Here is a 25,398-nt window from a genome sequence, read left to right on the forward strand (position 1 = left end):
GCTCCGGACGCCCGATAGACTGAGCCGTCCCCTGTCCGCCCGCCCCCTGGAGTCCGCTGTGCGCATCGATCTGCACACCCACTCCACGGCGTCGGACGGTACGGACACCCCCGCCGAGCTGGTCCGCCACGCCGCCGCTGCCGGGCTCGATGTCGTCGCCCTCACCGACCACGACACCACCCGGGGTCATGCGGAGGCCGTTGCCGCGCTCCCCGAGGGGCTGACCCTGGTCACCGGCGCCGAGATCTCCTGCGCCCTCGACGGTGTGAGCATGCATCTGCTCGCGTACCTCTTCGATCCGGCCGAGCCCGAGCTGCTGCGCGAGCGTGAGCTGCTGCGGGACGACCGGGTGCCGCGGGCGCAGGCGATGGTGGGCAGGCTGCGGGAGCTGGGTGTGCCCATCGCATGGGACCAGGTTGCCCGCATCGCCGGGGACGGCTCGGTCGGCCGCCCGCACATCGCGACCGCGCTGGTGGAACTCGGCGTCGTGCCGACCGTGTCCGACGCGTTCACGCCCGAGTGGATCGCCGACGGCGGCCGGGCCCATATCGTCAAGCACGAACTCGACCCGTTCACCGCGGTCCGTCTGGTCAAGGCGGCCGGTGGGGTCGCCGTCTTCGCCCACCCCGCCGCCGCCAAGCGCGGTCGTACGGTGCCCGAGCAGGCGATCGGCGAACTGGCCGCCGCCGGGCTCGACGGCATCGAGGTCGACCACATGGACCACGACCGGCCGGCGCGGGAACGACTGCGTGGTCTCGCCCGCGACCTCGGGCTGCTGACCACCGGGTCCAGCGACTACCACGGCAGCCGCAAGGAGGTCGGGCTCGGGGAGTACACCACCGACCCGGAGATCTACGGCGAGATCACTCGGCGCGCGACCGGGGCGTTCCCGGTGCCCGGCGCCGGCGGAAGCCGCGCCTAGGACGTTTGCGCTGGATCCTGCCGGGGCCCCCGGCCTGATCCAGCGGAACCGCCCTGACCCTCTCCGCCCTCCTCGTTCCTCTTCCCGCTAGGCCCTCACTGTGTTCGACGCCGCCGTTTTCGGCTCCCTCTTCCTGACCCTTTTTGTCATCATGGATCCCCCCGGGGTCACTCCGATCTTCCTGGCGCTGACCTCCGGCCGGCCCGCCAAGACCCAGCGCCGGATGGCCTGGCAGGCGGTCGCCGTTGCCTTCGGTGTGATCACGCTCTTCGGGCTGATCGGCCGGCAGATCCTGGACTATCTGCATATCTCCGTCCCCGCGCTGATGATCGCGGGCGGGTTGTTGCTGCTGCTCATCGCGCTCGATCTGCTGACCGGCAAGACGGACGAGCCGCAGCAGACCAAGGACGTCAACGTCGCTCTCGTGCCCCTCGGGATGCCGCTGCTGGCCGGACCCGGTGCGATCGTCTCGGTGATCCTGGCGGTGCAGGACGCGGACGGGGCGTCGCAGCAGATCGCGGTCTGGGCCGCGATCGTGGCCATGCATGTGGTGCTCTGGCTGGCGATGCGATACTCACTCCTGATCATCAGGGTGATCAAGGACGGTGGAGTGGTGCTGGTGACCAGGCTGGCGGGGATGATGCTCTCGGCCATCGCCGTGCAGCAGATCATCAACGGCGTCACCCAGGTCGTGCGGGGCGCGTGAGCCCCCGCACCGGCGCTCCGCGTGCGACAGCGCCCCCGTACGGATCCATCCGTACGGGGGCGCGTCAGGTCAGATGTGGGCCGACGGCACTACAAGGCCGGGGAATCGACCGGGCGGATATAGATGCGCTGGCCGGTTGCGGCGGCCTGCTGCACGATCCGGTTGACGGAGGCAGCGTCCACGACGGTGCTGTCGACGGCGGTGCCGTTGACATCATCGAGGCGCATGATCTCGAAGCGCATGGCTTCTTCCCTTCGTCTGATCCTCCTGCTGGAGAACTGCTGGCTTGGTGTTCCGTTGTCATCAACAGAGATGCCCAGGGCAAATATTCCCTACACTAAGGAAAATCTTCGCTTGTCTAACTACTGGCGGGTACCCGCTGACGCTCGGAGAATGGGTCGCGTATGAACGACACAGAAGACGACTCGGCGGTCGGCCGGCTCGGCGCCCATGTGGAGCGCACCAACGAGCTGCTCCGCCGCATGCTCGCCGAGGTCGCCAAGACGCCCTCCACCCACGCCATCTTCGTCGACGCGGGTTATGTCTACGCGGCGGCGGGACTACTGGTGACGGGCACCGAGGACCGGCGCTCCTTCGACCTGGACGCCGAAGGTCTGATCGAGGCGTTCATCGACAAGGCGCGCACGATCTTCGCCGACAGCAGGCTGCTGCGCGTCTACTGGTACGACGGCGCCCGACGCCGCATCCACACCCCCGAGCAGCAGTCCATCGCCGAGCTGCCCGATGTCAAGGTCCGGCTGGGCAACCTCAACGCCAACAATCAGCAGAAGGGCGTCGACTCCCTCATCCGTACGGACCTGGAGTCACTCGCCCGGCACCGGGCCATCAGCGACGCGGCGCTCGTCGGCGGTGACGAGGACCTCGTCTCGGCGGTGGAGGCGGCGCAGGGCTACGGCGCGCGGGTCCACCTCTGGGGGATCGAGGCATCCGACGGCCGCAACCAGGCGGAGCCGCTTCTCTGGGAGGTCGACAGTCAGCGGACCTTCGACCTGGACTTCTGCCGGCCGTACATCACGCGCCGTCCCGTGACCACGTACGAGAACGAGGGCGCGCCGCCCCCGTCGCGCGACGAGGTGCGCTTCGTGGGGGCGCAGATCGCGGTGAACTGGCTGGCCGAGCGGGGGCGGGACGCGATGGCCGAGCTGCTGCCGGGATACCCGTATCTGCCGGGCGGGGTCGACCAGGATCTGCTGATCGAGGCGGAGCGGGTGCTCCAGCGGTCGCTGCGGGGCCACGCGGTGCTGCGGCGGGCGCTGCGGGACGGCTTCTGGCACCACCTCCAGTCACAGCTCTGAACGCTCGTGGGCCCCGCCTCCTCAGTGGCGGGGGCCCACGAGCGTCACCTCCACGCCCCCTCAGGACGTGGGCAGACAGAGGGCGTAGGCCGTCACCGACGCCGTGGAGGTACCGGTCGCGTTGAAGCTCGGGAGCAGCTCGACCGTCCAGGTCCTGGCCGCCGCGTCGGGGTACTCACTGGAGACTCCGAGCACGTCACTCGGCGTCGCCCGCCAGCCGCCGCCCGTCAAGGTGGTCCCGTCCGGGCAGGTGGCCGTCACAGGTGAGTCCTGCACAGTCCCTCCCCGTCCCCGGGCACGCGCTGTCGCGGCACGGCCGACGTCCCCACGAATGGAGCAGAACTTCACCGGCGAGCCTCCTTGCACTCCCCGTCCCCTTCGATCTCGGAGCCCAGATCCTGCGGGGAGAGTGCGGCGCCGGTGACGGTCCCTCAGTGGCGGTCCCAGAACGCGGCGACGGCCGCCGAGGTCGCCACCGGACGGTCGGTGTTGGGGGAGTGCTCGGCCCCGTCGATCACCGTCCGGACCGCGCCGAGACGCTCGGCCATCTCGTCCAGCAGCGGTACGGGCCAGGTGTCGTCCCGCTCGCCGCTGAGCACGTGGAGGGGGAGCGGCGGACGGACGGCGACCAGCTCCGCCACCCGGTCGGGCTCGACCGTGAGCTGTCGTCCGGTCGTCACCAGTTGGAGCGGGTGATGCCGCAGCCACCGCCGCCGCAGCTCCTCGCCGCCGGTGTCCGTCTCCTCCGGCGGCTCCAGCGCCTTCATCGCCTCCCAGACCTCGTCCAGGCTCATCACCGCGAGCGCGTCGCCCAGCAGCCGGATCCGCTCCTGCTGGGCGGGGGTGACGGCGGCGGGCCCCGACGACATCAGGGTCAGCGTGCGGAACGGGGTGGCGTCGATGAGGACGGCCGCGCGGGAGATCTGGCCGCCGAGCGAGTGCCCGAGGAGATGTACGGGGCCACTGTCGAGCGCCCGGGCCTGCGCGAGCACATCCCGCGCCAGCTCCTCCCGCGCGTACGCGTGTGCCTCGTCCGGACCGGGGGTCTCGTGCTGGCCGCGCCCGTCGACGGCGACGGCACGGTATCCGGCGTCGGTGAGCGGCTGGAGCATGGCGATGAAGTCCTCTTTGCTCCCGGTGTACCCGGGCACGAGCAGCGCCGTGCCCGTGACGGCGGCGCCGTCCGGGGGCGTGGCGTCGAGGACGGCGAACTCTCCCCGCGAGGTCTGTAGAACGCGGGAGCCGGCGCAGTCCGGCGGGAGGAAGGTGGGCGGACGACTCATGGGGTCGAGGCTAGCCGCGCCGGCGCGCACCCGGGGGTGTGGGTCGCCCGGACTCCGGGTCCGTCCGGTCGGTGATCGCCGGAAGCGCGGCGGACCGGTGGGCGGGCGACCCGCGCGGGCCGCCCCACGCGTACGGGCGCGTCCGGCGAGCGGGGACACGGCCCATGGCGACGACAGCGCCCTCCGTCAACCACAGAGGGCTGACGGAGGGCGCTGTCGGGTGATCAGGTGCGGCCGGATCAGGCTTCCGGTGTCGCGGCCTTCGCGCGGCTGCGGCGGCGGGGCTTGGTCTCGGTGGCGGCGGCCTCCGATGCGGCCTCCTCCGTCACCTTGACCGCGCGGGCGCGGCGGGGCTTCTCGGCCACCGCCACGGTCTCGGCGGGCGCCTCGGGTGCCTCGTTCACGGTCTTCACCGCACGGGTGCGGCGACGGCGCGGCTTGGTCTCGACGTCCGCTTCGGGAGCCGGGACGGTGGCGGCCGGCGCCGCGTCCGGCGTCACCAGCTCGACCGGGGCCGACGCGCCCACCCTCGTACGGCGGCGGCGCCTCGGGGCGCGGGGCTCCGAGACCTCCGAGGGCTCGGTGGCCTCCGTGGCCGGTGCCGACGCGGTGGTCGTGGCCTCGGCCTCGACGTCCGAGCCGCCCCGGGTGCGGCGGCGCTGGCGCGGGGTCCGGGTGCGGGCCGGGCGCTCCTCCGTCACGGCCGGGGCGGCGGCGGAGGACTTGCTGCGCCCACGGCCACCCGTCTCGCCCAGGTCCTCGACCTCTTCCGCCGCCAGGCCGGCGCGGGTGCGCTCGGACCGGGGGAGGACTCCCTTGGTGCCGGTCGGGATCCCCAGCTCCTCGAAGAAGTGCGGGGAGGTGGAGTACGTCTCGACCGGGTCGGCGAAGCCGAGGTCCAGCGCCTTGTTGATCAACTGCCAGCGGGGGATGTCGTCCCAGTCGACCAGCGTGACCGCGGTACCAGACGCGCCCGCGCGGCCGGTGCGGCCCACGCGGTGGAGGTAGGTCTTCTCGTCCTCAGGGGACTGGTAGTTGATGACGTGGGTCACACCCTCGACATCGATACCGCGCGCCGCCACGTCCGTGCAGACGAGGACGTCGACCTTGCCGTTGCGGAAGGCCCGCAGGGCCTGCTCGCGGGCGCCCTGGCCGAGGTCGCCGTGGACCGCGCCGGAGGCGAACCCCCGACGGGCGAGCTGCTCGGCGATGTCCGCCGCCGTCCGCTTGGTACGGCAGAAGACCATGACGAGGCCGCGGCCGTCCGCCTGGAGGATCCGCGAGACCATCTCGGGCTTGTCCATCGAGTGCGCGCGGTAGACCCGCTGCGTGATGTTCGCGACGGTCGCGCCCTGGTCGTCCGGCGCGGTGGCGCGGATGTGGGTGGGCTGCGACATGTAGCGACGGGCCAGGCCGATGACCGCGCCGGGCATCGTCGCGGAGAAGAGCATCGTCTGCCGACGGGGCGGCAGGAACTTGATGATCTTCTCGACGTCGGGGAGGAAGCCGAGGTCGAGCATCTCGTCGGCCTCGTCCAGGACGAGCGCGCGCACATGGGACAGGTCGAGCTTCTTCTGTCCGGCCAGGTCGAGCAGCCGGCCCGGCGTGCCGACGATCACGTCGACGCCCTTGCGGAGCGCCTCGACCTGGGGCTCGTACGCCCGGCCGCCGTAGATCGCGAGAACGCGGACGTTCCGCACCTTGCCGGCCGTGAGCAGGTCATTGGTGACCTGGGTGCACAGCTCGCGGGTGGGAACGACGACGAGCGCCTGGGGGGCGTCGGTGAGCTGCTCGGGCGTGGCCCGGCCCGCCTCGACGTCCGCGGGGACGGTGACGCGCTCCAGCAGGGGCAGACCGAAACCGAGCGTCTTGCCGGTGCCGGTCTTGGCCTGGCCGATCACGTCGGAGCCGGAGAGCGCCACGGGGAGCGTCATCTCCTGAATGGGGAAAGGGTGCACAATGCCGACGGCTTCGAGTGCTTCGGCCGTCTCGGCAAGGATCCCTAGATCCCGGAAAGTCGTCACTTGCGTAGTCAGGGTGTTGCCTCTTCTGTGAGACGCGGCGCGAGGCGAACGCTGGGGGGTCGTACCGCACGTACATGGGCCGGCCGTGGGTTGGCCGGATGGTGCGGGACCACTGCCGTCGCTCGAGCGCTCATGCCGCTGAGGGGGCCCCTCATCTGCGGTCGTACGTGAGTACGGCCCGCGCGGAGGGCGGTCGGTTCGGAGCCGATCGTGCTACCGACCGGGCATCCACAAGGGGGTTCAGAAGGAATGAATCCCTCAGTCAAACACTGTGATCGCCCGCCGAGAATCGAAAACGCTCAGCAGGCGCATTACCACTGTACCCCGGATTCGCGCATGTGTGTTGGGCGAATTCGTAGGAACCGAGGTACGGGAGTGCCCCCGGCCGGGCTGACCAGGGCCTTACGGCGATCGGCGAGCGGGCTATTGTGCGCTTCATGGAGACGCCTGACAACGCCACTGAACTCACCGGGATCGCCGCCCAGGACTGGGCCGCCGCCTCCGCCGACCCCCAGTATCGCGCGGCCGTCGTGGATCTGCTCGGGGCGCTCGCTTACGGAGAGCTGGCTGCCTTCGAGCGGCTCGCCGAGGACGCCAAGCTCGCGCCGACCCTCGGGGACAAGGCGGAACTGGCGAAAATGGCCTCCGCCGAATTCCATCACTTCGAGCGGTTGCGGGACCGGCTCGCCGCGATCGACGTCGAGCCCACCGGTGCCATGGAGCCTTTTGCCCAGGCCCTGGACGACTGGCACCGGCAGACCGCGCCGTCCGACTGGCTGGAGGGTCTGGTCAAGGCGTACGTCGGCGACTCGATCGCCAGTGACTTCTACCGTGAGGTCGCCGCCCGACTGGATTCCGACACCCGCGATCTGGTGATCGCCGTACTCAATGACACCGGTCACGGCAATTTCGCCGTGGAGAAGGTGCGCGCGGCCATTGAGGCCGATCCCCGGCTCGGCGGCCGGCTCGCCCTCTGGGCGCGGCGGCTGATGGGGGAGGCGCTCTCCCAGGCCCAGCGGGTCGTGGCCGAGCGGGACGCCCTCTCGACGATGCTGGTGGGCGGGGTGGCCGGCGGATTCGATCTGGCCGCCGTCGGCGAGATGTTCACCCGGATCACCAAGGCCCACACCAAGCGGATGGCGGCACTGGGCCTCGCCGCCTGACCGCGTACCGGTGGTGGTGTACGGGGGCGTCGGGGCCGGGGAGTACGTACGGATCGCGGGGCGTACGGGGCGGGGCCGGTGACTCGGGGCGTACGGGTCAGAAGGGGAAAGCCTTGCGCAGCCGGCGCCCCGACGGTCGCACCAGCAGCGACAGGAGCACCGCCCCGATCAACACCGCTCCCACCAGCGTGCCCAGGACCTGATCGGGGCCGAGCGCCGCACGGGTCACATAGGCGCCGAAGAGCGCGCCGAGCGGACCGGCGAGAAAGACCGCGCGCCGGGCCGGGAGGCGGTCGGAGAACTGGCGGTCGACGGCCCACGCGAGGGCCAGTCCGAGCAGAACCGAGCCGAACGCTTCCCACAGCATTGCTGATCACCTCGCGGACTCCGGTCAGGGGTAGGTCGGTCGTCCCGTAACTACCCGGCGACCACGGAGAACAACCCTCCGTACGAGCGCGGGCACGGAGCGGATGGTGCGGTGGGGAACCCCGTGCGACGGCCGCCGGGGGGGCCTTCCGCGAGAGCACCCCTGCACACGACAGCGGGCCCCGCCGGAGGGGATGAACTCCCCTCCGGCGGGGCCCGCTGCCCTGTCCCGCTGCTACAGCGCGCCGAAGCCCACCCGACGCGCCGCGGGCTCACCGATCTCCACGTACGCGATCCGGTCGGCCGGCACCAGAACCTTGCGTCCCTTGTCGTCCGAGAGGCTGAGCAGTCGCGCCTTGCCGGCCAGTGCCTCACCGACAGCGCGCTCGACGTCCTCGGCGGACTGCCCGCTCTCCAGAACGATCTCCCGGGGCGCGTGCTGCACGCCGATCTTGACCTCCACGGCTATGTCCCTCCGAACGGTCTGCGTTGCGCGGTCAGCCGCGCCGTACCCAGCACACATTAGCCGGGTGGCGGGACCGGTCCGCCGCCGCGAGGGAACGCCAAGAGCGAACAGCGCGGCCGTGGCGCCTCAGTGCGGTTCGGCGGGGGCGTCCGTGCCGTGCAGCGGGAAGCCCGCGATACCCCGCCAGGCGAGCGAGGTCAGCAGCTCCACTGCCTTGCTCCGGGGGATGTCGGACTCGCTGGAGAGCCAGTACCGGGCCACCACCTGGGAGACTCCGCCGAGCCCCACGGCCAGCAGCATCGATTCGTCTTTGGAGAGGCCGGTGTCCCCGGCGATCACATCGGAGATCGCCTCCGCGCACTGGAGCGAGACCCGCTCGACCCGCTCGCGCACGGCGGGCTCGTTGGTCAGGTCGGATTCGAAGACCAGTCGGAAGGCGCCGCCCTCGTCCTCCACGTACGCGAAGTAGGCGTCCATCGTGGCGGCGACCCGGAGCTTGTTGTCGGTGGTCGACGCCAGGGCCGTGCGGACCGCCTGGAGCAGTGCCTCGCAGTGCTGGTCGAGCAGGGCCAGGTAGAGCTCCAGCTTGCCGGGGAAGTGTTGGTAGAGCACGGGCTTGCTGACGCCGGCCCGCTCGGCGATGTCATCCATCGCGGCCGAGTGGTAACCCTGGGCTACGAATACTTCCTGGGCCGCGCCCAGAAGCTGATTCCTGCGGGCTCGGCGTGGCAGACGCGTGCCTCGCGGGCGCGCCGCCTCTGTCTGCTCGATGGCTGTCACGCCGCCTCCCAAATTCGTTCCGTGCGCGGTGTGCGCCGCGCCCGCCATCGTACTTTTGGGTAACCCGGGCGTGCGCGCCGCGGACGCAGAATTTCATGGACCGGACAGTCGTGATACCTCCGTATTAAGGGTCAAAGAGGGGCAGGTCATCGATAGTCGTCCTCGTCCACGTCGACCTCGCGGGCCTGCTCCACGACATCGGCCTCGTTGGCGCTGTCCGGGTCGATGCGGGGCGGCGGGTCGTCGCGCCGCGGGCCGGCATCCCGCCGCTGCTCGGCGGCGTCGGCCTCGGGGACCCCTTCCGGAAGCGCTTCCGGAAGGGCTGCGGGGTCATCAGTGATGTCGGGGTTATCGGGGTCGCTGGGGTCGTCCTCGAAGGTGTCCGGATCGATGGGATCGACAGCCATACCGCACCGCTTCCCTGAAGCTCGGGATCTCGTCCCTGGCGGGCCCGGAGAAAAAGGGGGCCTCCCCTACGAGCGTAGGAGTTGTTGATGCGCGGCGCTATGCGATGTGTGACGCCGAACACACGTTTCGCGGTGTGATCGTCTCGTAACATTGCCGCTATGTCTTCGACCGAGCTGCCGGGCATGAGCGCCGTCACCGCCGCCGCGACCCCCCGGGTCGCGGCCGTCAGGCTCGCGGCCGGTGAGGAACTGCGCTCCGTGACGCTGCCGGGGCTGACCCTCACCGTCCGCAGCCGCCCGCCGGTGCGCGCCGGGCTGCCGCCCGCGCTGTACGTCCACGGGCTCGGTGGTTCCTCGCAGAACTGGTCGGCGCTGATGCCGCTGCTCGCGGACGTGGTGGACGGCGAGGCCGTCGATCTGCCCGGTTTCGGGGACTCCCCGCCGCCGGACGACGGCGACTACTCGGTCACGGGCCACGCCCGTGCCGTCATCCGTCATCTGGACGCGTCCGGCCGTGGTCCGGTCCACCTCCTGGGGAACTCCCTGGGCGGCGCCGTCGCCACCCGGATCGCCGCGGTCCGGCCCGATCTGGTGCGCACGCTCACCCTGGTCTCCCCCGCCCTGCCCGAGCTGCGGGTGCAGCGCTCCGCCGTGCCCACCGGACTGCTCGCCCTCCCTGGCGTTGCCGGGCTGTTCACCCGGATGACGAAGGACTGGACGGCCGAACAGCGCACCCGCGGCATGATGGCGCTCTGTTACGGGGACCCGGCGCGCGTCTCCGAAGAAGCGGTGGGCCATGCGGTGCAGGAGATGGAGCGCCGGCTCCAACTCCCCTATTTCTGGGACGCGCTGACCCGTTCGGCGCGCGGTATCGTCAACGCCTACACGCTGGGTGGTCAGCACGGCCTCTGGCGGCAGGCCGAACGGGTCCTCGCGCCGACACTGCTGGTGTACGGGGGCCGGGACCGGTTGGTCGCGTACCGTATGGCCCGCAGGGCGGCGGTGGCCTTCCGGGGCTCCCGGCTGCTGACCCTGCCGGACGCCGGCCATGTGGCGATGATGGAGTATCCGGAGACGGTCGCGCGGGCCGTCCGGGAACTGCTCGCAGACGATACCGGTAGGAGCTGATCGGGGCCCGTGGGACGACACAGCCGCAAGGGCTCCGAGGCGAAGGGCGCCGGCCGCGACGCCCGGCCCGCCGACCCGTACGCCTCCGCCCCGCCCGCCGACCCGTACGCCTCCGCCCCGCCCGCCGACCCGTACGCCTCCGACGGATACGGTCCCGGTGGTCCCGGCGGTCCAGGTGGCTCGCAGCGATCCGGCGCCCATGACACCGGGGAGTTGGAGACGGCCGCCTCCGGGCGCGGCACCGGACGGCGTCGTCGGGCCGTCCCGGGTGCCGAGCACACCGTCTCCGGCCAGGGCCCGGCGCGTACCCGCGGTGGTCATCCCGAGCAGCACGAGGCGGGCGGCGGCTGGGGCGTACCGCCCAGCGGGCCGCGCGTCGGTTCCGCCCCCACCGCGCCGGCCTCCGGGTCCCGGATACCGGGCCCGCGCCGCGAGTTCGTGGACGCGTTCGACGGCCGACGGCCCCCGGAGGGCCCGGACGCCGGGTCCGGCCCGACTTCCGGGAGCGGCGGGGCAGCGGGTGACAAGGCCGCGCGGCGGCCCGCCAGCGGCGGCGTGGGCCGCACCGTCACCGGCATCGTGGCGGCGGCCGTGACCACCGTCCTCGCGGTCGTGGTGGCCGGTCAGGTCGCCTCCGACACCAAGGACAAGCCCAAGCCGCCCACTTCCGGGCAGGAGCGCAGCGACGACGGGTCCGGTGCGTCCCGCTCCGACAGTCGGCAGTCGCCCGCGCAGGCGGCGAAGCCCGCGCCACCGACGTACGAGACTCTGATGGCGACCCGGTTCCCGATCGACCCGAAGCTGACGGCGGACGGCACCTTCCGGGCCGTCGCCGGATTCGACAAGGCGCCGGGACCGGGCCGCAAGATCCGCTATCGGGTGGATATCGAGAGCGGTCTCGCCATGGACGGCGCGCTCTTCGCCACCGCCGTGCAGCGCACCCTCAATGACGACCGGAGCTGGGCACACGGCGGGGCCATGTCCTTCGAGCGGATTTCATCCGGCGAGCCGGAATTCGTCATTACGCTCGCCAGTCCCGGAACCACGGACATCTGGTGCGCGAAATCCGGTCTCAACACGTCCATCGGTAATGTCAGCTGTGATTCCGCCTCCACCGACCGGGTGATGATCAACGCTTTCCGGTGGGCCCAGGGCTCGGAGACCTACGGCCCCCGGGCTATGCACGCCTACCGCCAGATGCTGATCAATCACGAGGTCGGACACCGCCTCGGGCACGGCCATGTGAACTGCGACACCAAGGGGGCGCTCGCCCCGGTGATGCAGCAGCAGACGAAATCCCTCAACATCGGCGGAATTTCCTGCCGCCCCAATGCCTGGGTGCATCCCGGGAGTTGACCTCCGCCCGGCGGTCCTTGCCGGCCACTTCCCGGCGCCACCGCGTTGACATCGGCCGCGGGGGTCGTCCATATTTCTCGGCATGTCGCACCGTCACGTCGCATCCGATCGCGCCGCCCTTGAGCTGGCGCTCATCGGCGTGGCCGGGCACAGCGTGGCCGACATTCACTGTCGCTGACGCCTGCCCGAGCGCGCGCCCGGCCGTTTGACGAGCCGATTTCTCCTCCCCCTGCCGCGCCTGGGCGTTTCACGTCCGCAGGCGCGGCATTTTCGTTCCGTGTGTCATTCGTATGACGTCACTCGCTGTCGCCTGTGCGGACATTTCTGTCTTTACTTCGACACTTTCTCTCGATACTGCGAGGTCGTCTTCCGATGCGTCACCAGTCCCTCATATCGCGCCGCGTGGCAGCGGCGACCGTCAGCCTCGTCCTGGCAGCGGGCGCCGCCGCCTGCGCGGGGCCGCAGGACGGCGATGGTCCGAGCACCTCCGGCGGTGACGGTGAACCCCGCAAGGGCGGCACGCTCACCGTCCTCAACGGTGAGCCGCAGACCGACTTCGACCCGGCCCGCCTCTACACCTCCGGTGGCGGCAACGTCCCCTCGCTCGTCTTCCGCACGCTCACCACCCGCAACCGCGAGGACGGCGCCGCGGGCACCAAGGTCGTCCCCGACCTCGCCACCGACACCGGACGCCCCAACAAGGACGCCACCGAGTGGACCTTCACCCTCAAGGAGGGGCTGAAGTACGAGGACGGCACCCCGATCACCTCGGCCGACATCAAGTACGGCATCGAGAGATCATTCGCCGCCGAACTCTCCGGCGGCGCGCCGTTCCTGCGGGACTGGCTGGTCGGCGGCGGTAGCTACGAGGGCCCGTACAAGAACCCGAAGGGTCTCGCCTCGATCGTCACCCCCGACGCCAGGACCATCGTCTTCAAGCTGCGCAAGCCCGAGGGCGACTTCCCCTTCGTCGCCACCCAGACCCAGTTCGCGCCCGTCCCCAAGGCCAAGGACACCGGCACGAAGTATGAGGAGCGGCCCGTCTCCTCGGGCCCGTACAAGGTCGTCAAGAACGACGGCGACGGCGAGCGGCTCGTCCTCGAACGCAATCCGCACTGGTCCGGGAAGACGGACCAGGAGCGCAAGGCGTACCCCGACAAGATCGATGTGATCTCCGGGCTGGACTCGGCCGTGATCAACCAGCGGCTCTCCACCGGATCCGGTGCCGACGCCTCCGCCGTCACCACCGACACCAACCTGGGGCCCGCCGAACTCGCCCGGGTCGGCGGCGACAAGGAGCTCGCCGCCCGGGTCGGCACCGGTCGCTTCGGCTACACCAACTACCTCGCGTTCAACCCGAAGGTGAAGCCGTTCGACGACATCGCGGTGCGCCGGGCGATCTCGTACGCCATCAACCGCACCAGTGTGATCAACGCGGCCGGCGGTTCCGCGCTCGCCGAGCCCGCGACCACCTTCCTGCCGGAGAAGGAGGCGTTCGGGTTCACCCCGTACGACCACTTCCCGGCCGGGAAGACCGGCGATCCCGTCAAGGCCAGGGAAGTGCTGAAGGCGGCCGGCCACGAGAAGCTCACCATCACGCTGACGCACTCCACCGAGCAGAACCGGCAGACCAGCCCCGAGGTCGCCACCGCCGTGCAGGAGGCGCTGGGGAAGGCCGGGATCACGGTCAAGCTCCAGGGCCTGGAGGGCAATGCGTTTAACGAGAAGCGCTGGAGCGCCAAGGACGCACCCGGGTTCTTCCTCTCCCGCTGGGGTGCCGACTGGCCCTCCGGAGCGCCCTTCCTGGCGCCGATCTTCGACGGTCGGCAGATCGTCCGGGACGGGTCCAACTACAACCACGCGCAGCTCAACGACCCGGCGATCAACAACGAGATCGACGAGATCAACAAGCTGACCGACCTCTCCGCCGCCGCGAAGCGCTGGGGGGCGCTGGACCGCCGAATCGGTGAGCTGGCGCTGGACGTGCCGCTCTTCCACCCCGTCTACAAGCGGTTGTACGGCAAGAACGTCAAGAACGTCGTGATCAGCGACTGGACCGGCGTCCTCGACATCTCGCAGGTCTCGGTCAAGTGAGCACGGCGCACGACATCCCCGCGGCCGGTTCGCCGGCCGCGGGGGCCACCCCGGGCGCCGCGGTGTCGGCCCCGGCCGCGGTGTCGGCCGTGAGCGGGCTGCGGCGGCTGCGGAACCGCCCGGCGGCGCTGATCGCGGCCGGTGTCCTCGCCCTGCTGATCCTCCTCGCGCTCGCCGCGCCGCTGCTGGCCGCCCTGGCGGGGCAGCACCCGAACACGTACCACGACTCGCTCGTCGACTCGGCGCGCGGCGGTGTCCCGCTCGGCTCCTTCGGCGGGGTGAGCGCCGAACACTGGCTCGGCGTGGAGCCCGGCACCGGCCGTGACCTGTTCGTCCGGCTGCTGTACGGCGCGCGGATCTCGCTCCTCGTCGCCGTCGGCGCCACGCTGACACAGGTGGCGATCGGGGTCGTGGTCGGCCTCGCGGCGGGCCTCGGCAACCGATGGGTCGACGGATTCCTCAGCCGCGGCACCGATGTGATGGTGGCCCTTCCGATGCTGGTCATCGGTATCGCGCTGACCGCCGTCGTGCCCCCGGACTTCCCCCGGCCGGTGCTGCTGATCCTGATCATCGGAGCGCTGGGCTGGGGCGGTACCGCGCGAATCGTCCGCGCGCAGACCCTCAGCCTGAAACGGTTGGACTTCGTCGCAGCGGCCCGGCTGAGCGGCAACGGACCCTGGCGGGTGGCCCGGCGCGAACTGCTGCCCTCGCTGGCCGCGCCGGTCATCACCTACGCGGCGATCCTGCTGCCGTCCAACATCGTGGTCGAGGCGTCGCTGTCCTTCCTCGGCGTCGGGGTGAAGCCGCCGACGCCGTCCTGGGGACAGATGCTGTCGTCCGCGCAGATCTGGTTCCGGGCGGACCCGATGTACGTCCTGCTCCCGGCCGGTCTGCTGTTCGTGACCGTACTGGCGTTCACGGTGCTCGGAGACGCGGTGCGCACGGCGCTCGACCCGCGCGAGTCGAGCCGGCTGCGCGTCGGCACGCGGAAGGAGAGCGCCTCATGACGCGCTTCGTACTCAAACGGCTCGGCGGCGCGGTGATCGTGCTGCTGGTGCTGTCCGTGGCGATCTACGCGCTGTTCTACCTGGCGCCCGGCGACCCGGCCCGGCTCGCCTGCGGCGACCGCTGCACCCCGGCCCAGATCGCCCAGGTCCGGGAACGGCTCGGTCTCGACCGGTCGGTGCTCGCGCAGTACGGACAGTTCCTCCAGGGCATCGTCGCCGGTCGCGACTACAGCTCGGGTACGGGGGTGACGCACTGCCACGCGCCGTGCCTCGGGCTCTCGTACCAGAGCGACCAGCAGGTCACCGAGCTGATCCTGCGCCGACTGCCCGCCACCGCATCGCTCGCGCTGGGCGCGATGGTGATCTGGCTGGTCATCGGGGTCGGCACCGGACTGCTCTCTGCGCTGCGGCGCGGCGGGGTGACCGAGCGCGCCCTGACCCTGCTGACCCTGGCGGCGACCGGAATGCCCGTCTTCATCCTCGGGCTGCTGCTGCTCATGGTCGTCTGCGCGTATCTGCGCTGGCTGCCGTTCCCGACCTATGTGGCCCCGAGCGAGGACCTGGAGCAGTGGGCGTGGAACATGCTGCTGCCCTGGGTGACGCTCGGATTCTTCGAATCGGCGAAGTACGCGCGACTGACGCGCGGTTCGACCCTGGAGACGCTGGCCGAGGACCACATCCGAACCTTCCGGGCGTACGGGGTGGGGGAGCGGGCCATCGTCGGGCGCCACGCGCTGCGGGGGGCGGTGCCCCCGGTGATCGCGCTCAGCGCGCTCGACGTCGGCACGATGTTCGGCGGCGCGGTCCTCACGGAGTCGCTGTTCGGCATTCCCGGGCTCGGCAAGACGCTGATCGACGGGGTGCGGGTGATCGACCTGCCGGTGGTGGTGGGTGTGGTGCTGGTGATCGGCGCCGCGGTGGTGCTGGCGAACGTGGTCGCGGATCTGCTGTACGCCGCCGCCGACCGGAGGGTGGTGCTGTCATGACGTCGTCGCTGGTCGAGGTCGAGGACCTGGTGGTGGAGTTCCCCGGCGGGGTGCGGGCGGTGGACGGGGTGTCGTTCTCGCTGGCACCCGGTGGGGCGCTGGCCCTGGTCGGCGAGTCGGGCAGCGGGAAGAGCACGGTCGCAGGCGCGCTGCTGGGGCTGCACCGGGGGACCGGGGCGCGGCTCGCGGGCCGGGTCCTGGTCGGCGGTACGGACGTGGGGGCCGCGACCGCGCAGGAGGTACGGGCGCTGCGGGGCGGGGTGGCGGCGATGGTCTTCCAGGACCCGCTCTCGGCGCTCGACCCGTACTACGCCATCGGCGACCAGATCGCGGAGGTGTACCGGGTGCACACCCCGGCCTCGCGGCGGGCGGCCCGCGCGCGGGCGGTCGAGGTGCTGCACCGGGTCGGCATCCCGGACGCGGCGCGGCGGTCGAGGGCGCGACCGCACGAGTTCAGTGGGGGGATGCGGCAGCGGGCGTTGATCGCGATGGCGCTCGTGTGCGAGCCCCGGTTGCTGATCGCGGACGAGCCGACGACGGCGCTGGATGTGACGGTCCAGGCGCAGATCCTGGATCTGCTGCACGGGTTGCGGGCGGAGACCGGGATGGGGCTGCTGCTGGTCACCCATGACGTGGGGGTGGCGGCGGAGAGCGTGTCCGAGGTGTTGGTGATGCGGGAGGGGCGGGAGGTTGAACGGGGGTCGGTGGAGCGGGTGTTGACGGCGCCGGGGGAGGCTTATACGAAGGAACTACTGGCGGCGGTGCCGAGGCTGGACGGTCCGCTTGCGGCGGTGCCGGTGCCGGTGCCGGTGGTGGCGGGGGCCGGGGGCTCGCCGGGGCCTGGTGCGGGGGCCGGGATCGGCGCCTTGTCGGGGGCCGTGTCCGGGGCGGGGGTCTCGTCGGGGGCCGTGCTTGAGGGGGGCGCCTCGTCAGGTGCGGGTGGTGCGGGTGGTGCGGGTGCGGGTCCGGGGGCGGGGCCCGTTGCCTCGTCCGGTGCGGGGCCGGGGCCGGTGCGCTCCGACGCCCTGCTGGAAGTCTTCGGGCTGCGGCGCGAGTTCGGTCGTGGCCGGAACCGTGTTGTCGCCGTCGACGGCGTCGATCTGACCGTACGCCCCGGCGAAACCCTCGGTGTGGTCGGCGAGAGCGGCAGCGGCAAGACCACCCTCGGCCGACTCCTCGTCCGGCTGCTCGATCCCACCGCGGGCCGCATCCGCTACGCCGGCACCGACATCGGAGCCCTCTCCGAACGGGCCCTGCGGCCCCAGCGGCGCGAGTTGCAGATGGTGTTCCAGGATCCGGTCGCCTCCCTCAACCCCCGCCGCTCCGTCGGCGAGTCCATCGCCGACCCGCTGCGCGCGGCCGGGCTGCGCGACGAGCGGGCCGTCCGGCGTCGGGTGGCCGAGGCCCTGGAACGCGTCGGGCTCGACCCCGACCGGTACGACGGCTATCCGCACGAGTTCAGCGGTGGGCAGCGGCAGCGGGTCGGCATCGCCCGGGCGCTGGCCGCCGAACCCCGGCTCATCGTCTGTGACGAACCGGTCTCCGCCCTCGATGTGACCACACAGGCCCAGGTCACCCGGCTGCTCCGGCAGCTCCAGCGCGACCTGGGCCTGGCCCTGGTCTTCATCGCGCACGACCTCGCCGTCGTGCGGGGGATCAGCGACCGGGTGGCCGTCATGCGGCACGGGCGCGTCGTGGAGCAGGGCGACGTCGCCGAGGTGTACGGCTCGCCCCAGGACCCGTACACCCGCCAGCTTCTCGCCGCCGTACCGACGCTGGACCCCGGGGTCGCGCGGGAACGCCGGGTCGCTCGCGGGGGTATGGCCGCAGCCTGACGCTCTGTTACCGACGGCTCCCTTAGCGCGACGGAACGCTACAGGGGTGGGAAAGTTACGTGCATTCACCCCTTCCGGTGGCGCGATGGACAACCGTCCGTCGCGCCACCGTCGTACCGGCTTACCGTCGTTCCGCTGTGAGTCGCCGACGCCAACGGCGGCCATGCGTAAGGGAGACGGGGTGCGCTCGGTGTGGATCGAACTGCTTACGGAGAGTGACCGTCTCGGTCGTGTCGCATCCGTGGGAACGATGTCTCCGCACGGCCTGTTGGCCAAACGCTTCTTCGGGGATCCGTCGCTGGTCACGGCGGACGGCCGCGCCCCACACCCGTATCCGCGCACCTCGCCGGTCCTGACGATGTCACCTGCCGCACTGGTCGCGCCGGCCGCACTGGTCGCACTGGTCGCGCCCGCCCCGGGGCGGTCCGAGTGCTCCGGGGCGCGCCCGCGCGCCCTGTGCGCTCCGCGCCTGCTGTGCGCTCCGCGCCTCTTGTACCTTCCGCGCTTCCTGTGCCTTCCGCGACCTCTGCGGCTCCCGTGTTCTCCGCGACGCCCGCGACTTCTACGGCTCCTGCGGCTCCCGCGCTTTGCGCGTCCCCCATCGATCGAACGAGACATCCCCGAAGGAGAAAGCGACATGACCCCCCAACCCCCAGCCCCGCCCCGCCGGCGCAGAGGGGGCGCGCGATGAGGGTGCTGCTGCTCGGAGCCAATGGATTCCTCGGCCGATTCGTCGCCGACCGGCTGCTCGCCGACCCGGCCGTCCATCTCACCGCACTCGGCCGCGGCGACGACGCCGACGTACGGTTCGACCTCGCCGGCGGCAGCCCCGGGGCGCTCACCCGATTCCTGAGCGCCGTACACCCCGGCGTCGTCATCAACTGCGCGGGCGCCACCCGCGGCGGCGCCCGCGATCTGACCCGGCACAACACCGTCGCCGTCGCCACCGTCTGCGAGGCCCTACGCCGCAGCGGCTGCGGCGCCCGGCTCGTACAACTCGGCTGTGCCTCCGAGTACGGGCCGTCCCAGCAGGGCTCCTCCACCGCGGAGGACGCCATTCCGCGCCCCGGGGGGCCCTATGGCGTCAGCAAGCTCGCCGCCACCGAACTCGTGCTCGGCTCCGGTCTGGACGCCGTCGTGCTGCGCGTCTTCTCCCCCGTGGGCCCCGGCACCCCGGCCGGTTCCCCGCTCGGCCGTCTCGCCGAGGCGATGCGCCGCGCCATGCAGTCCGGCGACGGCGAGCTGAAGCTCAGTGGCCTCGGCGTCCAGCGTGACTTCGTGGACGTCCGCGATGTGGCGCGGGCGGTGCACGCGGCCTCGCTCTCCGCTGCGCAGGGCGTCGTCAACATCGGCACCGGCCGAGCCGTGCGGTTGCGCGACGCCGCCGCCGTCCTGTCCAGGGTCGCGGGGTACGCGGGCGCCCTCCATGAGCTGGACACCCCGCCCGGCAGGCCCGGCCTGGGCATCGGGGCGCCGCGCTCCGAATCCGTACTGGAACATCTCGCGGCCACCCCCGTGCCCTACCCCGACGGCTGCGGGAGCTGGCAGCAGGCCGATGTCCGCACCGCGCGGGACCGGCTCGGCTGGCGCCCCCGGATCCATCTGGAGGAATCGCTCGCCGATATCTGGATGGAGGCGGCATGCCGGATTTGACCGCCACGGGGACCCGGTTACCCGCGATCGCCCCCGCCGCCCTCCCCGGGAAGGAGGAGTGGGGGCGGCTCGGTCTCGGCGTCCCGGGCTGTGCCCATCCGTTGCTCGCACCCACCGATTGGAGCGAACTGGCCCGGCCGGGGCTCCCGCTGCACTGGGTCGTGCTCAATGTCGCCAACGGTCCTGGTGACCGGCCCGACCCGCACTGTCTGACGGCGGCGGGACGGTTGAAGAACGCGGGCGTACGGGTCCTCGGCCATCTCGATCTGGCCCATGGCTCCCGCTCCTTCGGTGAGCTGATCGCCGACGCGCACCACTATCTGGAGTGGTACCAGGTCGGGGGTTTCCTGCTGGACCGCTGCCCGACCGATCGCACCGATCTGACGGCGGTGCGGCGGACGGTGGCCACCCTGGAGGCGATCGGGGACGACGCCCACCTGGTGCTGGGGCACGGCTCGCATCCCTACCCCGGCTATGTCGAGGTCGCCGACCAACTGGTGACCTTCGCCGGTTCCTGGGCTGAGTACCGCTGGTCGCAGGTGGCGGAGTGGACGGCCGACTACGCGCCGGAGCGATTCGCGCACTTCGTCCACGGTGTGCCGGGCACTCATCTGGAGGAGGCGACCCGCGTCGCCCGCTGGCACGGCGCGGGGACGATCTTCTTCACCGACCGCACCACGCGGGTGTCGCGGCGCGATGACCGACCGGGCGGGGAGCGCGAGGGCGGCGGACAGGGGAGCGGGCAGGGGGGTCGGCGGAAGGGGCGCCAGGAAGTGGTGCGGACGGGGCGGCCCCTCGGCCGACCGGGGGGTCGAAAGGGGCAGATCGGCCCTTATGAAACCCTGCCCGGCTACTGGGACGATATCGTCTCGCGGATCGGACCGGGTGTCTCGGAATGAGGGGGCGCGTGGCAGTGTTACCAGGGAACAACCGTACTGACTTATCGACGCAACGGAGTCCCCGTGTCGCTGCCACCCCTGGTCGAGCCAGCTGCTGAGCTCACCGTCGACGAGGTTCGCAGGTACTCCCGCCACCTGATCATCCCGGACGTCGGGATGGACGGGCAGAAGCGGCTCAAGAACGCCAGGGTGCTGGCCGTCGGCGCCGGTGGCCTCGGGTCCCCGGCGCTGATGTACCTCGCCGCCGCTGGTGTCGGCACCCTCGGCATCGTGGAGTTCGACGAGGTCGACGAGTCGAACCTCCAGCGCCAGATCATCCACAGCCAGTCCGACATCGGGCGCTCCAAGGCCGCGTCCGCGAAGGACTCCGTCCTGGGCATCAACCCGTACGTCAACGTCGTCCTCCACGAAGAGCGGCTCGAAGCCGAGAACGTGATGGACATCTTCAGCCAGTACGACCTCATCGTGGACGGCACGGACAACTTCGCCACCCGCTATCTGGTCAACGACGCGTGTGTACTGCTGAACAAGCCGTACGTCTGGGGCTCCATCTACCGCTTCGACGGTCAGGCATCCGTCTTCTGGTCCGAGCACGGTCCCTGCTACCGCTGCCTCTACCCCGAGCCCCCGCCGCCGGGCATGGTCCCGAGCTGCGCCGAGGGCGGGGTGCTGGGCGTGCTCTGCGCGTCCATCGGGTCGATCCAGGTCACCGAGGCGATCAAGGTCCTCACCGGAGTGGGCGACTCCCTGGTCGGGCGACTGATGATCTACGACGCCCTGGAGATGCAGTACCGCCAGGTCAAGGTCCGCAAGGACCCGAACTGCGCCGTCTGCGGCGAGAACCCGACCGTCACGGAGCTGATCGACTACGAGGCGTTCTGCGGCGTCGTGTCGGAGGAGGCCCAGGAGGCGGCGGCCGGTTCGACGATCACTCCCAAGCAGCTCAAGGAGTGGGTCGACGACGGCGAGAACATCGAGATCATCGATGTCCGTGAGGTCAACGAGTACGAGATCGTCTCGATCCCCGGCGCCAAGCTGATCCCCAAGAACGAGTTCCTGATGGGCACCGCTCTGGGGAGCCTGCCGCAGGACAAGCGGATCGTCCTGCACTGCAAGACGGGTGTCCGCAGCGCGGAAGTCCTCGCGGTGCTCAAGGCGGCCGGTTTCGCCGACGCGGTGCACCTCGGCGGTGGCGTCATCGGCTGGGTCAACCAGATCGAGCCGAGCAAGCCCATCTACTGACGGGCGCTTGTACCCAGGGCCCCGGACCGCGTTGGCGGTCCGGGGCCTTCGCCGTCCCCGGACCGGGAACACGGTCCGCTGGATTCGTCCCACGCGGACGGTGCCGTTACCAGGAGGCGCGCCGGGGCCCGCGCACGGTGCCACTCTGAGCAGATGGTGCCGCTATAAACGGATCGTGCGGCCACGAGCAGACCGTGCGGCCGGGAGCGGACGTGCCGTTACGAGCAGACCGTGCTGTTACGAGCAGACCGTGCCGTTCTTCGGGACCTCGCCGTCGAGCAGATACGCGTCCACCGTCTTCGTCACACAGTCCGTGGTGCCGTACGCGCCATGGCCCTCTCCCTTGTTGGTGAGCAGCACGCCGACGCCCGCGCCCAGTGCGTCCGCCATCCGCTTCGCGCCCTCGTACGGGGTGGCCGAATCGCCCGTGGTGCCGACGACCAGGATCGGAGCCGCGCCCTCCGCCGAGACCTGCGGGGTCTCCCACTCACCGGGCACCGGCCAGTCGGCGCACCAGCCCGCCAGATCCCAGGCCAGATAGGGGCCGAAGACCGGCGACACCTTGGTGAAGTCCGCCAGATGGCGGGACTTGACCTGGGCGGCCGTCACCCGGCCCTTGGTGTCCGCGCAGGATATGGCGCGCTGTGAGTGGTCCCGTGTGGTGTAGCGCCCCTGTTCGTCCCGGCCGTTGTACGAGTCGGCCAGCATCAGCAACTGGGTGCCGTTGCCGCTCTCGGCCTGCTTCAGTGCCTCCGTGAGATAGGGCCACTGCTCCTTGGAGTACAGCGGGACGACGATTCCGGTGAGCGCGAGGCTCTGGGTGAGAGGGCGGTCCGTGTCGGTCCTCAGTGGCTTCCGGTCCAGCCCGGCGAGCAGCTTGGCCACCCGCGCGGTGCCGGCGCCGGCGGCGACGCCCCGGCTCTTGAAGTAGTTCTCCAGGGCCCGCTGGAAGCCGACGACCTGGTGGCGCGCGTGCCCCGTGTAGTCGGCGGTCGGGTCCACGACGGCGTCCAGGACGAGCCGTCCGACCTTGGACGGGAAGAGGTGGGCGTAGACCGCGCCCAGCTCCGTACCGTAGGAGAAGCCCAGATAGCGAAGCTTGTCGTCACCGAGGACCTGGCGTATCAGATCGAGGTCACGGGCGGTGTTGGTGGTGCCGACGTGCGGCAGGACCGTGCCCGAACGCTGGAGGCAGCCCGCGCCGAAGGCGACGGCGTCGTCAAGGTACGCCTTCTCCTCGGCGGGCGTGTCCGGGGTGTTGTCCAGCAGGAGGCCCGCCTCCTTCCGCGCGCTGTCGCGGCAGACCACGGCCGAGCTCTCCGCGACCCCGCGCGGATCGAAGCTCACCAGGTCGTAGCGGCTGTGCAGGGTCTCGTACCCCCTGGCGCTGATCGGCAGCGAGGCGACGCCGGAGCCCCCGGGACCGCCGAAGTTGAACAGCAGGGAGCCGATGCGCCGGCCGGAGTCCTTCGCCTTGGCGCGGATCAGGGCGATGCCGAGTGTGCTGCCCGACGGTTTGTCGTAGTCGAGCGGTGCCGTGAGGGTGGCGCACTGCCACTGCTTTCCGGGCCGCTCGGCGAAACTGCCCCGCGCGCTGGTCGGCGCCTCGCAGCCCTTCCAGTCCAGCCGCTGGCCGGTGAGCGCGGCGGGCAGCGTGGACGACTCGCCCGCCCCGCCGCCGGAGGTGCCGTCCGGCCGGGAGGTGGTGGGCGCGGCGCCGCCTCCGGCCCTGTCTCCGCCGCCCTTGTCGTCGCTACAGCTCACGGTCGCCCCCGCCAGCAGCAGCACAACCGCGGCCAGAGCCCCCGCCCGTACCCGCATGGTCATCCGTGCCCCCCGTGGCTTCCGCGATATTCCGACAATCGTAGGCGGGGGCACTGACAGCGCGACTGGCGCCCGCCGTACGGGCCCGGCGACCTGCGGTGCAGGCTCTGTCGGCCGGTCGGGCAGGCGGTTCGAGTCGGCGGGCGGATCGGCACCGAGCGGGGGCCGGGCCGGACTACTTGCAGACGGTCCCGGCGGCCGGGACCTTGCCGTCCAGCAGATACGCGTTCACGGCCCGCTGTACGCACTTGGAGCCGCCGTTGTACGCGCCGTGCCCCTCGCCGTCGTACGTCAACTCGACACCCACGCCCGCGCCGAGCGCGCCGACCATCGCCCGCGCCCCCTCGTACGGCGTCGCCGGGTCACCGGTGGTGCCGATGACGAGGATGGGGGGCGCTCCGGGCGCCGACACCGTTGGTGTGGTCCAGGTGCCGGGCACCGGCCACTCGGTGCAGCCCATCATTCCCCAGCCGAGATAGTCGCCGAAGACGGGCGACACCGCGCGGAACTCGGGCAGCTTCGCCCGGGTCTGCGCCAGGGAGTAGCGCTCCTTGGAATCAACACAGTTGATGGCCGCGTTGGCCGCCCCCGAATTGCTGTACCGACCGTTGTCGCCGCGGCCGTTCATCGCGTCGGAGAGCGCCAGCAGCAGCGCCCCGTCACCGCCGTCCGCCTCGTCGAGCCCCTGTTCCAGCAACTGCCAGTACTCCCGGGAGTAGAGGGCCTGCGCGATGCCGTTGGTGGCCTGGGTCTGGGTCAGCATCCGGTCGCCGCTGCCGGGGATCGGCTTCTTGTCGAGCCGCTGGAGCAGGGCGATGATCCCGTCCTGGATCTCCTGGGCGCTGGTGCCCGGGAGGGGACACTCCTCGCCCCGGTCCACGCAGTTCTCGGCGAAATTGGTGAGCGCGAGCTGAAAGCCCTTCGCCTGGCCCAGCGAACTCTGCTCGGAGGTCTTGGTCGGGTCGACCACGGCGTCGAAGACCGCCCGTCCGACGCGCTTCGGATACAGATGGGCGTAGACGGCGCCCAGTTCGGTGCCGTAGGAGATGCCGAAGTAGGAGAGCTTGGGGTCGCCGAGCACCTGGCGCATCAACTCCATGTCCCGGGCGGCGTTGACGGTGCCGACGTGGGGCAGTTCGGTGCCGGACTTCTCCTCGCAGGCCCCGGCGTACGACTTCAACCCGGAGACGAACGTCTTCTCCTCGGCGGCGTTGTCGGGGGTCGCGTCCTCCGCGTAGTACGCGTCGAGCTGTTTGTCGTCCTCGCACTCCACGGGCACGCTCCGCCCGACCCCGCGCGGATCGAAGCTCACCAGGTCGTAGCGGGTGCGCAGGGTGGCGTAGTCGGTGGCGGCCGCCGGCAGGGTCGCGACTCCGGAACCGCCCGGCCCACCGAAGTTGAAGATCAGGGAGCCGATCCTGGTCTTCGGGTCGGTGGCACGGGCGCGGATCAGCGCCAGTTCGATCGTCTCCCCGGCGGGATCGGCGTAGTCGAGCGGCACATCCATGAAGGAGCACTCCCAGATGGTGCCTCCGGGCAGCGGCGAGGGTTCGGGCCCGCCGCCCTCCGCCTCGGAGGGGGCCGGGCACTTCCGCCAGTTCGGCTTCTGGGCGGCGAGTTCGGCCAGCCGGGCCGGGCCCGAGGTCTTGCTCCCGTTCCGCTCTCCGCTGTCGGAGCAGCCCGCGGCCAGCAGAACGGCGAGGGAGGCGGCGAAGGCCACGGCACGCACGGCGGAGACGGTGGTCGACATGTCGCCATCGTCCGTCGGGGGGAGGCGCGCCGCCCGTGCGGCGGTCCATGCGGGTGGTTCCCGGCGCCCCCGGTGTCGTTTCCCGCCCGGTGGGGGTGGGTCACGCACGCTCCCCCGGTCACGGGCGGACCGGCCCCCCGGTCAGCGGTGGCGCGGCCCCGGTCAGCGGCGGCCGGCCCCGGGTGCGCCGG

24 protein-coding genes are annotated in these 25,398 nt (G+C 71.3%); 14 read left to right on the plus strand and 10 right to left on the minus strand.

All coding sequences use genetic code 11. The features are described 5' to 3' along the window. Positions 1–58 precede the first annotated feature (58 nt). Both ACH4S7_RS10000 and ACH4S7_RS10005 read left to right on the plus strand, forming a co-directional pair. On the plus strand, positions 59–922 hold the full coding sequence (locus ACH4S7_RS10000; RefSeq protein ID WP_398520607.1) for a PHP domain-containing protein: 864 nt from the start codon (positions 59–61) through the stop codon (positions 920–922). Positions 923–1,022: 100 nt separating this feature from the next. After that, the gene (locus ACH4S7_RS10005; protein WP_398520608.1) at positions 1,023–1,628 is read left to right on the plus strand and encodes a MarC family protein; all 606 of its coding nucleotides are present in this window, start codon (positions 1,023–1,025) and stop codon (positions 1,626–1,628) included. Positions 1,629–1,717: 89 nt separating this feature from the next. On the opposite strand, the gene ACH4S7_RS10010 is transcribed toward ACH4S7_RS10005, so the two are convergent. Then, entirely contained in the window at positions 1,718–1,870 is a 153-nt protein-coding gene (locus ACH4S7_RS10010; RefSeq protein ID WP_398520609.1) for a hypothetical protein, read from the minus strand. A 162-nt stretch (positions 1,871–2,032) separates the two neighbouring features. On the opposite strand from ACH4S7_RS10010, the gene ACH4S7_RS10015 reads away from it, so the two are divergent. Continuing rightward, positions 2,033–2,944 (plus strand): NYN domain-containing protein, encoded by a 912-nt coding sequence (locus ACH4S7_RS10015; protein ID WP_398520610.1) that lies wholly within the window; start codon positions 2,033–2,035, stop codon positions 2,942–2,944. A 60-nt stretch (positions 2,945–3,004) separates the two neighbouring features. Here ACH4S7_RS10015 and ACH4S7_RS10020 read toward each other — a convergent pair whose 3' ends face one another. The 3 genes from ACH4S7_RS10020 to ACH4S7_RS10030 form a co-directional block, all read right to left on the minus strand. Beyond that, positions 3,005–3,220 carry a hypothetical protein gene (locus tag ACH4S7_RS10020; RefSeq protein ID WP_398520611.1) on the minus strand — a complete coding sequence of 72 codons (216 nt, stop codon included), beginning with the start codon at positions 3,218–3,220 and terminating at the stop codon, positions 3,005–3,007. A 155-nt stretch (positions 3,221–3,375) separates the two neighbouring features. Then, positions 3,376–4,227 (minus strand): alpha/beta fold hydrolase, encoded by an 852-nt coding sequence (locus tag ACH4S7_RS10025; RefSeq protein WP_398520612.1) that lies wholly within the window; start codon positions 4,225–4,227, stop codon positions 3,376–3,378. A gap of 239 nt (positions 4,228–4,466) precedes the next feature. Beyond that, positions 4,467–6,161 (minus strand): DEAD/DEAH box helicase, encoded by a 1,695-nt coding sequence (locus ACH4S7_RS10030; protein ID WP_398520613.1) that lies wholly within the window; start codon positions 6,159–6,161, stop codon positions 4,467–4,469. 527 nt (positions 6,162–6,688) lie between these two features. On the opposite strand from ACH4S7_RS10030, the gene ACH4S7_RS10035 reads away from it, so the two are divergent. Further along, complete coding sequence (locus tag ACH4S7_RS10035; RefSeq protein ID WP_398520614.1) at positions 6,689–7,414, plus strand: ferritin-like fold-containing protein; 726 nt, start codon at positions 6,689–6,691, stop codon at positions 7,412–7,414. Between the two features lie 97 nt (positions 7,415–7,511). Here the strand turns inward: ACH4S7_RS10035 and ACH4S7_RS10040 are convergent, their stop codons facing one another. From ACH4S7_RS10040 to ACH4S7_RS10055, 4 genes are all read right to left on the minus strand, one after another. Then, complete coding sequence (locus ACH4S7_RS10040) at positions 7,512–7,781, minus strand: hypothetical protein (RefSeq protein WP_398520615.1); 270 nt, start codon at positions 7,779–7,781, stop codon at positions 7,512–7,514. Positions 7,782–8,015: 234 nt separating this feature from the next. Continuing rightward, the gene (locus ACH4S7_RS10045; protein WP_398520616.1) at positions 8,016–8,243 is read right to left on the minus strand and encodes a DUF3107 domain-containing protein; all 228 of its coding nucleotides are present in this window, start codon (positions 8,241–8,243) and stop codon (positions 8,016–8,018) included. Positions 8,244–8,372: 129 nt separating this feature from the next. Continuing rightward, a complete protein-coding gene (locus ACH4S7_RS10050) occupies positions 8,373–9,026 on the minus strand; it encodes a TetR/AcrR family transcriptional regulator (protein ID WP_398520617.1) in 654 nt (217 codons plus the stop codon). A 146-nt stretch (positions 9,027–9,172) separates the two neighbouring features. Then, a complete protein-coding gene (locus ACH4S7_RS10055; RefSeq protein ID WP_398520618.1) occupies positions 9,173–9,433 on the minus strand; it encodes a hypothetical protein in 261 nt (86 codons plus the stop codon). A 159-nt stretch (positions 9,434–9,592) separates the two neighbouring features. Between ACH4S7_RS10055 and ACH4S7_RS10060 the strand changes: the two genes are divergently transcribed. The 10 genes from ACH4S7_RS10060 (at position 9,593) to moeZ (ending at position 21,633) form a co-directional block, all read left to right on the plus strand. Further along, a complete protein-coding gene (locus tag ACH4S7_RS10060; RefSeq protein ID WP_398520619.1) occupies positions 9,593–10,561 on the plus strand; it encodes an alpha/beta fold hydrolase in 969 nt (322 codons plus the stop codon). 9 nt (positions 10,562–10,570) lie between these two features. Continuing rightward, entirely contained in the window at positions 10,571–11,917 is a 1,347-nt protein-coding gene (locus tag ACH4S7_RS10065; RefSeq protein WP_398520620.1) for a DUF3152 domain-containing protein, read from the plus strand. A gap of 82 nt (positions 11,918–11,999) precedes the next feature. Continuing rightward, entirely contained in the window at positions 12,000–12,095 is a 96-nt protein-coding gene (locus ACH4S7_RS10070; protein WP_398520621.1) for an Ms4533A family Cys-rich leader peptide, read from the plus strand. 194 nt (positions 12,096–12,289) lie between these two features. Then, the gene (locus tag ACH4S7_RS10075) at positions 12,290–14,011 is read left to right on the plus strand and encodes an ABC transporter substrate-binding protein (RefSeq protein WP_398520622.1); all 1,722 of its coding nucleotides are present in this window, start codon (positions 12,290–12,292) and stop codon (positions 14,009–14,011) included. A gap of 62 nt (positions 14,012–14,073) precedes the next feature. Beyond that, positions 14,074–15,018 (plus strand): ABC transporter permease, encoded by a 945-nt coding sequence (locus ACH4S7_RS10080; RefSeq protein ID WP_398520731.1) that lies wholly within the window; start codon positions 14,074–14,076, stop codon positions 15,016–15,018. Continuing rightward, positions 15,015–16,004, plus strand: coding sequence for an ABC transporter permease (locus ACH4S7_RS10085; protein ID WP_398520623.1), 990 nt, complete (start codon positions 15,015–15,017; stop codon positions 16,002–16,004). Before ACH4S7_RS10080 ends, ACH4S7_RS10085 begins: the two co-directional genes overlap by 4 nt. Beyond that, on the plus strand, positions 16,001–17,839 hold the full coding sequence (locus tag ACH4S7_RS10090; protein WP_398520624.1) for a dipeptide ABC transporter ATP-binding protein: 1,839 nt from the start codon (positions 16,001–16,003) through the stop codon (positions 17,837–17,839). Before ACH4S7_RS10085 ends, ACH4S7_RS10090 begins: the two co-directional genes overlap by 4 nt. A gap of 687 nt (positions 17,840–18,526) precedes the next feature. Beyond that, positions 18,527–19,492 (plus strand): NAD-dependent epimerase/dehydratase family protein, encoded by a 966-nt coding sequence (locus ACH4S7_RS10095; protein ID WP_398520625.1) that lies wholly within the window; start codon positions 18,527–18,529, stop codon positions 19,490–19,492. Then, positions 19,480–20,391: a spherulation-specific family 4 protein gene (locus ACH4S7_RS10100; protein WP_398520626.1), complete on the plus strand. Its 912-nt coding sequence runs from the start codon at positions 19,480–19,482 to the stop codon at positions 20,389–20,391. Before ACH4S7_RS10095 ends, ACH4S7_RS10100 begins: the two co-directional genes overlap by 13 nt. Before the next feature lie 63 nt (positions 20,392–20,454). Continuing rightward, positions 20,455–21,633: an adenylyltransferase/sulfurtransferase MoeZ gene (gene moeZ / locus ACH4S7_RS10105; protein ID WP_398520627.1), complete on the plus strand. Its 1,179-nt coding sequence runs from the start codon at positions 20,455–20,457 to the stop codon at positions 21,631–21,633. A 237-nt stretch (positions 21,634–21,870) separates the two neighbouring features. Here moeZ and ACH4S7_RS10110 read toward each other — a convergent pair whose 3' ends face one another. Continuing rightward, complete coding sequence (locus tag ACH4S7_RS10110; RefSeq protein WP_398520628.1) at positions 21,871–23,460, minus strand: alpha/beta hydrolase; 1,590 nt, start codon at positions 23,458–23,460, stop codon at positions 21,871–21,873. A gap of 172 nt (positions 23,461–23,632) precedes the next feature. After that, positions 23,633–25,207, minus strand: coding sequence for an alpha/beta hydrolase (locus ACH4S7_RS10115; protein ID WP_398520629.1), 1,575 nt, complete (start codon positions 25,205–25,207; stop codon positions 23,633–23,635). Between the last annotated feature and the right edge of the window lie 191 nt (positions 25,208–25,398).

This window comes from Streptomyces sp. NPDC020965, from assembly GCF_044333555.1.
In the GTDB taxonomy this organism is placed as follows: domain Bacteria; phylum Actinomycetota; class Actinomycetes; order Streptomycetales; family Streptomycetaceae; genus Streptomyces.

What these genes read in the sequence shown, in the direction of transcription:
- ACH4S7_RS10010 (WP_398520609.1), bottom strand. Translation starts at nt 1,870, where the DNA reads ATGCGCTTCGAGATCATGCGCCTCGATGATGTCAACGGCACCGCCGTC.
- ACH4S7_RS10015 (WP_398520610.1), top strand. Translation starts at nt 2,033, where the DNA reads ATGAACGACACAGAAGACGACTCGGCGGTCGGCCGGCTCGGCGCCCAT.
- ACH4S7_RS10025 (WP_398520612.1), bottom strand. Translation starts at nt 4,227, where the DNA reads ATGAGTCGTCCGCCCACCTTCCTCCCGCCGGACTGCGCCGGCTCCCGC.
- ACH4S7_RS10030 (WP_398520613.1), bottom strand. Translation starts at nt 6,161, where the DNA reads ATGACGCTCCCCGTGGCGCTCTCCGGCTCCGACGTGATCGGCCAGGCC.
- ACH4S7_RS10035 (WP_398520614.1), top strand. Translation starts at nt 6,689, where the DNA reads ATGGAGACGCCTGACAACGCCACTGAACTCACCGGGATCGCCGCCCAG.
- ACH4S7_RS10040 (WP_398520615.1), bottom strand. Translation starts at nt 7,781, where the DNA reads ATGCTGTGGGAAGCGTTCGGCTCGGTTCTGCTCGGACTGGCCCTCGCG.
- ACH4S7_RS10055 (WP_398520618.1), bottom strand. Translation starts at nt 9,433, where the DNA reads ATGGCTGTCGATCCCATCGATCCGGACACCTTCGAGGACGACCCCAGC.
- ACH4S7_RS10060 (WP_398520619.1), top strand. Translation starts at nt 9,593, where the DNA reads ATGTCTTCGACCGAGCTGCCGGGCATGAGCGCCGTCACCGCCGCCGCG.
- ACH4S7_RS10070 (WP_398520621.1), top strand. Translation starts at nt 12,000, where the DNA reads ATGTCGCACCGTCACGTCGCATCCGATCGCGCCGCCCTTGAGCTGGCG.
- ACH4S7_RS10075 (WP_398520622.1), top strand. Translation starts at nt 12,290, where the DNA reads ATGCGTCACCAGTCCCTCATATCGCGCCGCGTGGCAGCGGCGACCGTC.
- ACH4S7_RS10085 (WP_398520623.1), top strand. Translation starts at nt 15,015, where the DNA reads ATGACGCGCTTCGTACTCAAACGGCTCGGCGGCGCGGTGATCGTGCTG.
- ACH4S7_RS10090 (WP_398520624.1), top strand. Translation starts at nt 16,001, where the DNA reads ATGACGTCGTCGCTGGTCGAGGTCGAGGACCTGGTGGTGGAGTTCCCC.
- ACH4S7_RS10095 (WP_398520625.1), top strand. Translation starts at nt 18,527, where the DNA reads ATGAGGGTGCTGCTGCTCGGAGCCAATGGATTCCTCGGCCGATTCGTC.
- ACH4S7_RS10100 (WP_398520626.1), top strand. Translation starts at nt 19,480, where the DNA reads ATGCCGGATTTGACCGCCACGGGGACCCGGTTACCCGCGATCGCCCCC.
- ACH4S7_RS10110 (WP_398520628.1), bottom strand. Translation starts at nt 23,460, where the DNA reads ATGACCATGCGGGTACGGGCGGGGGCTCTGGCCGCGGTTGTGCTGCTG.
- ACH4S7_RS10115 (WP_398520629.1), bottom strand. Translation starts at nt 25,207, where the DNA reads ATGTCGACCACCGTCTCCGCCGTGCGTGCCGTGGCCTTCGCCGCCTCC.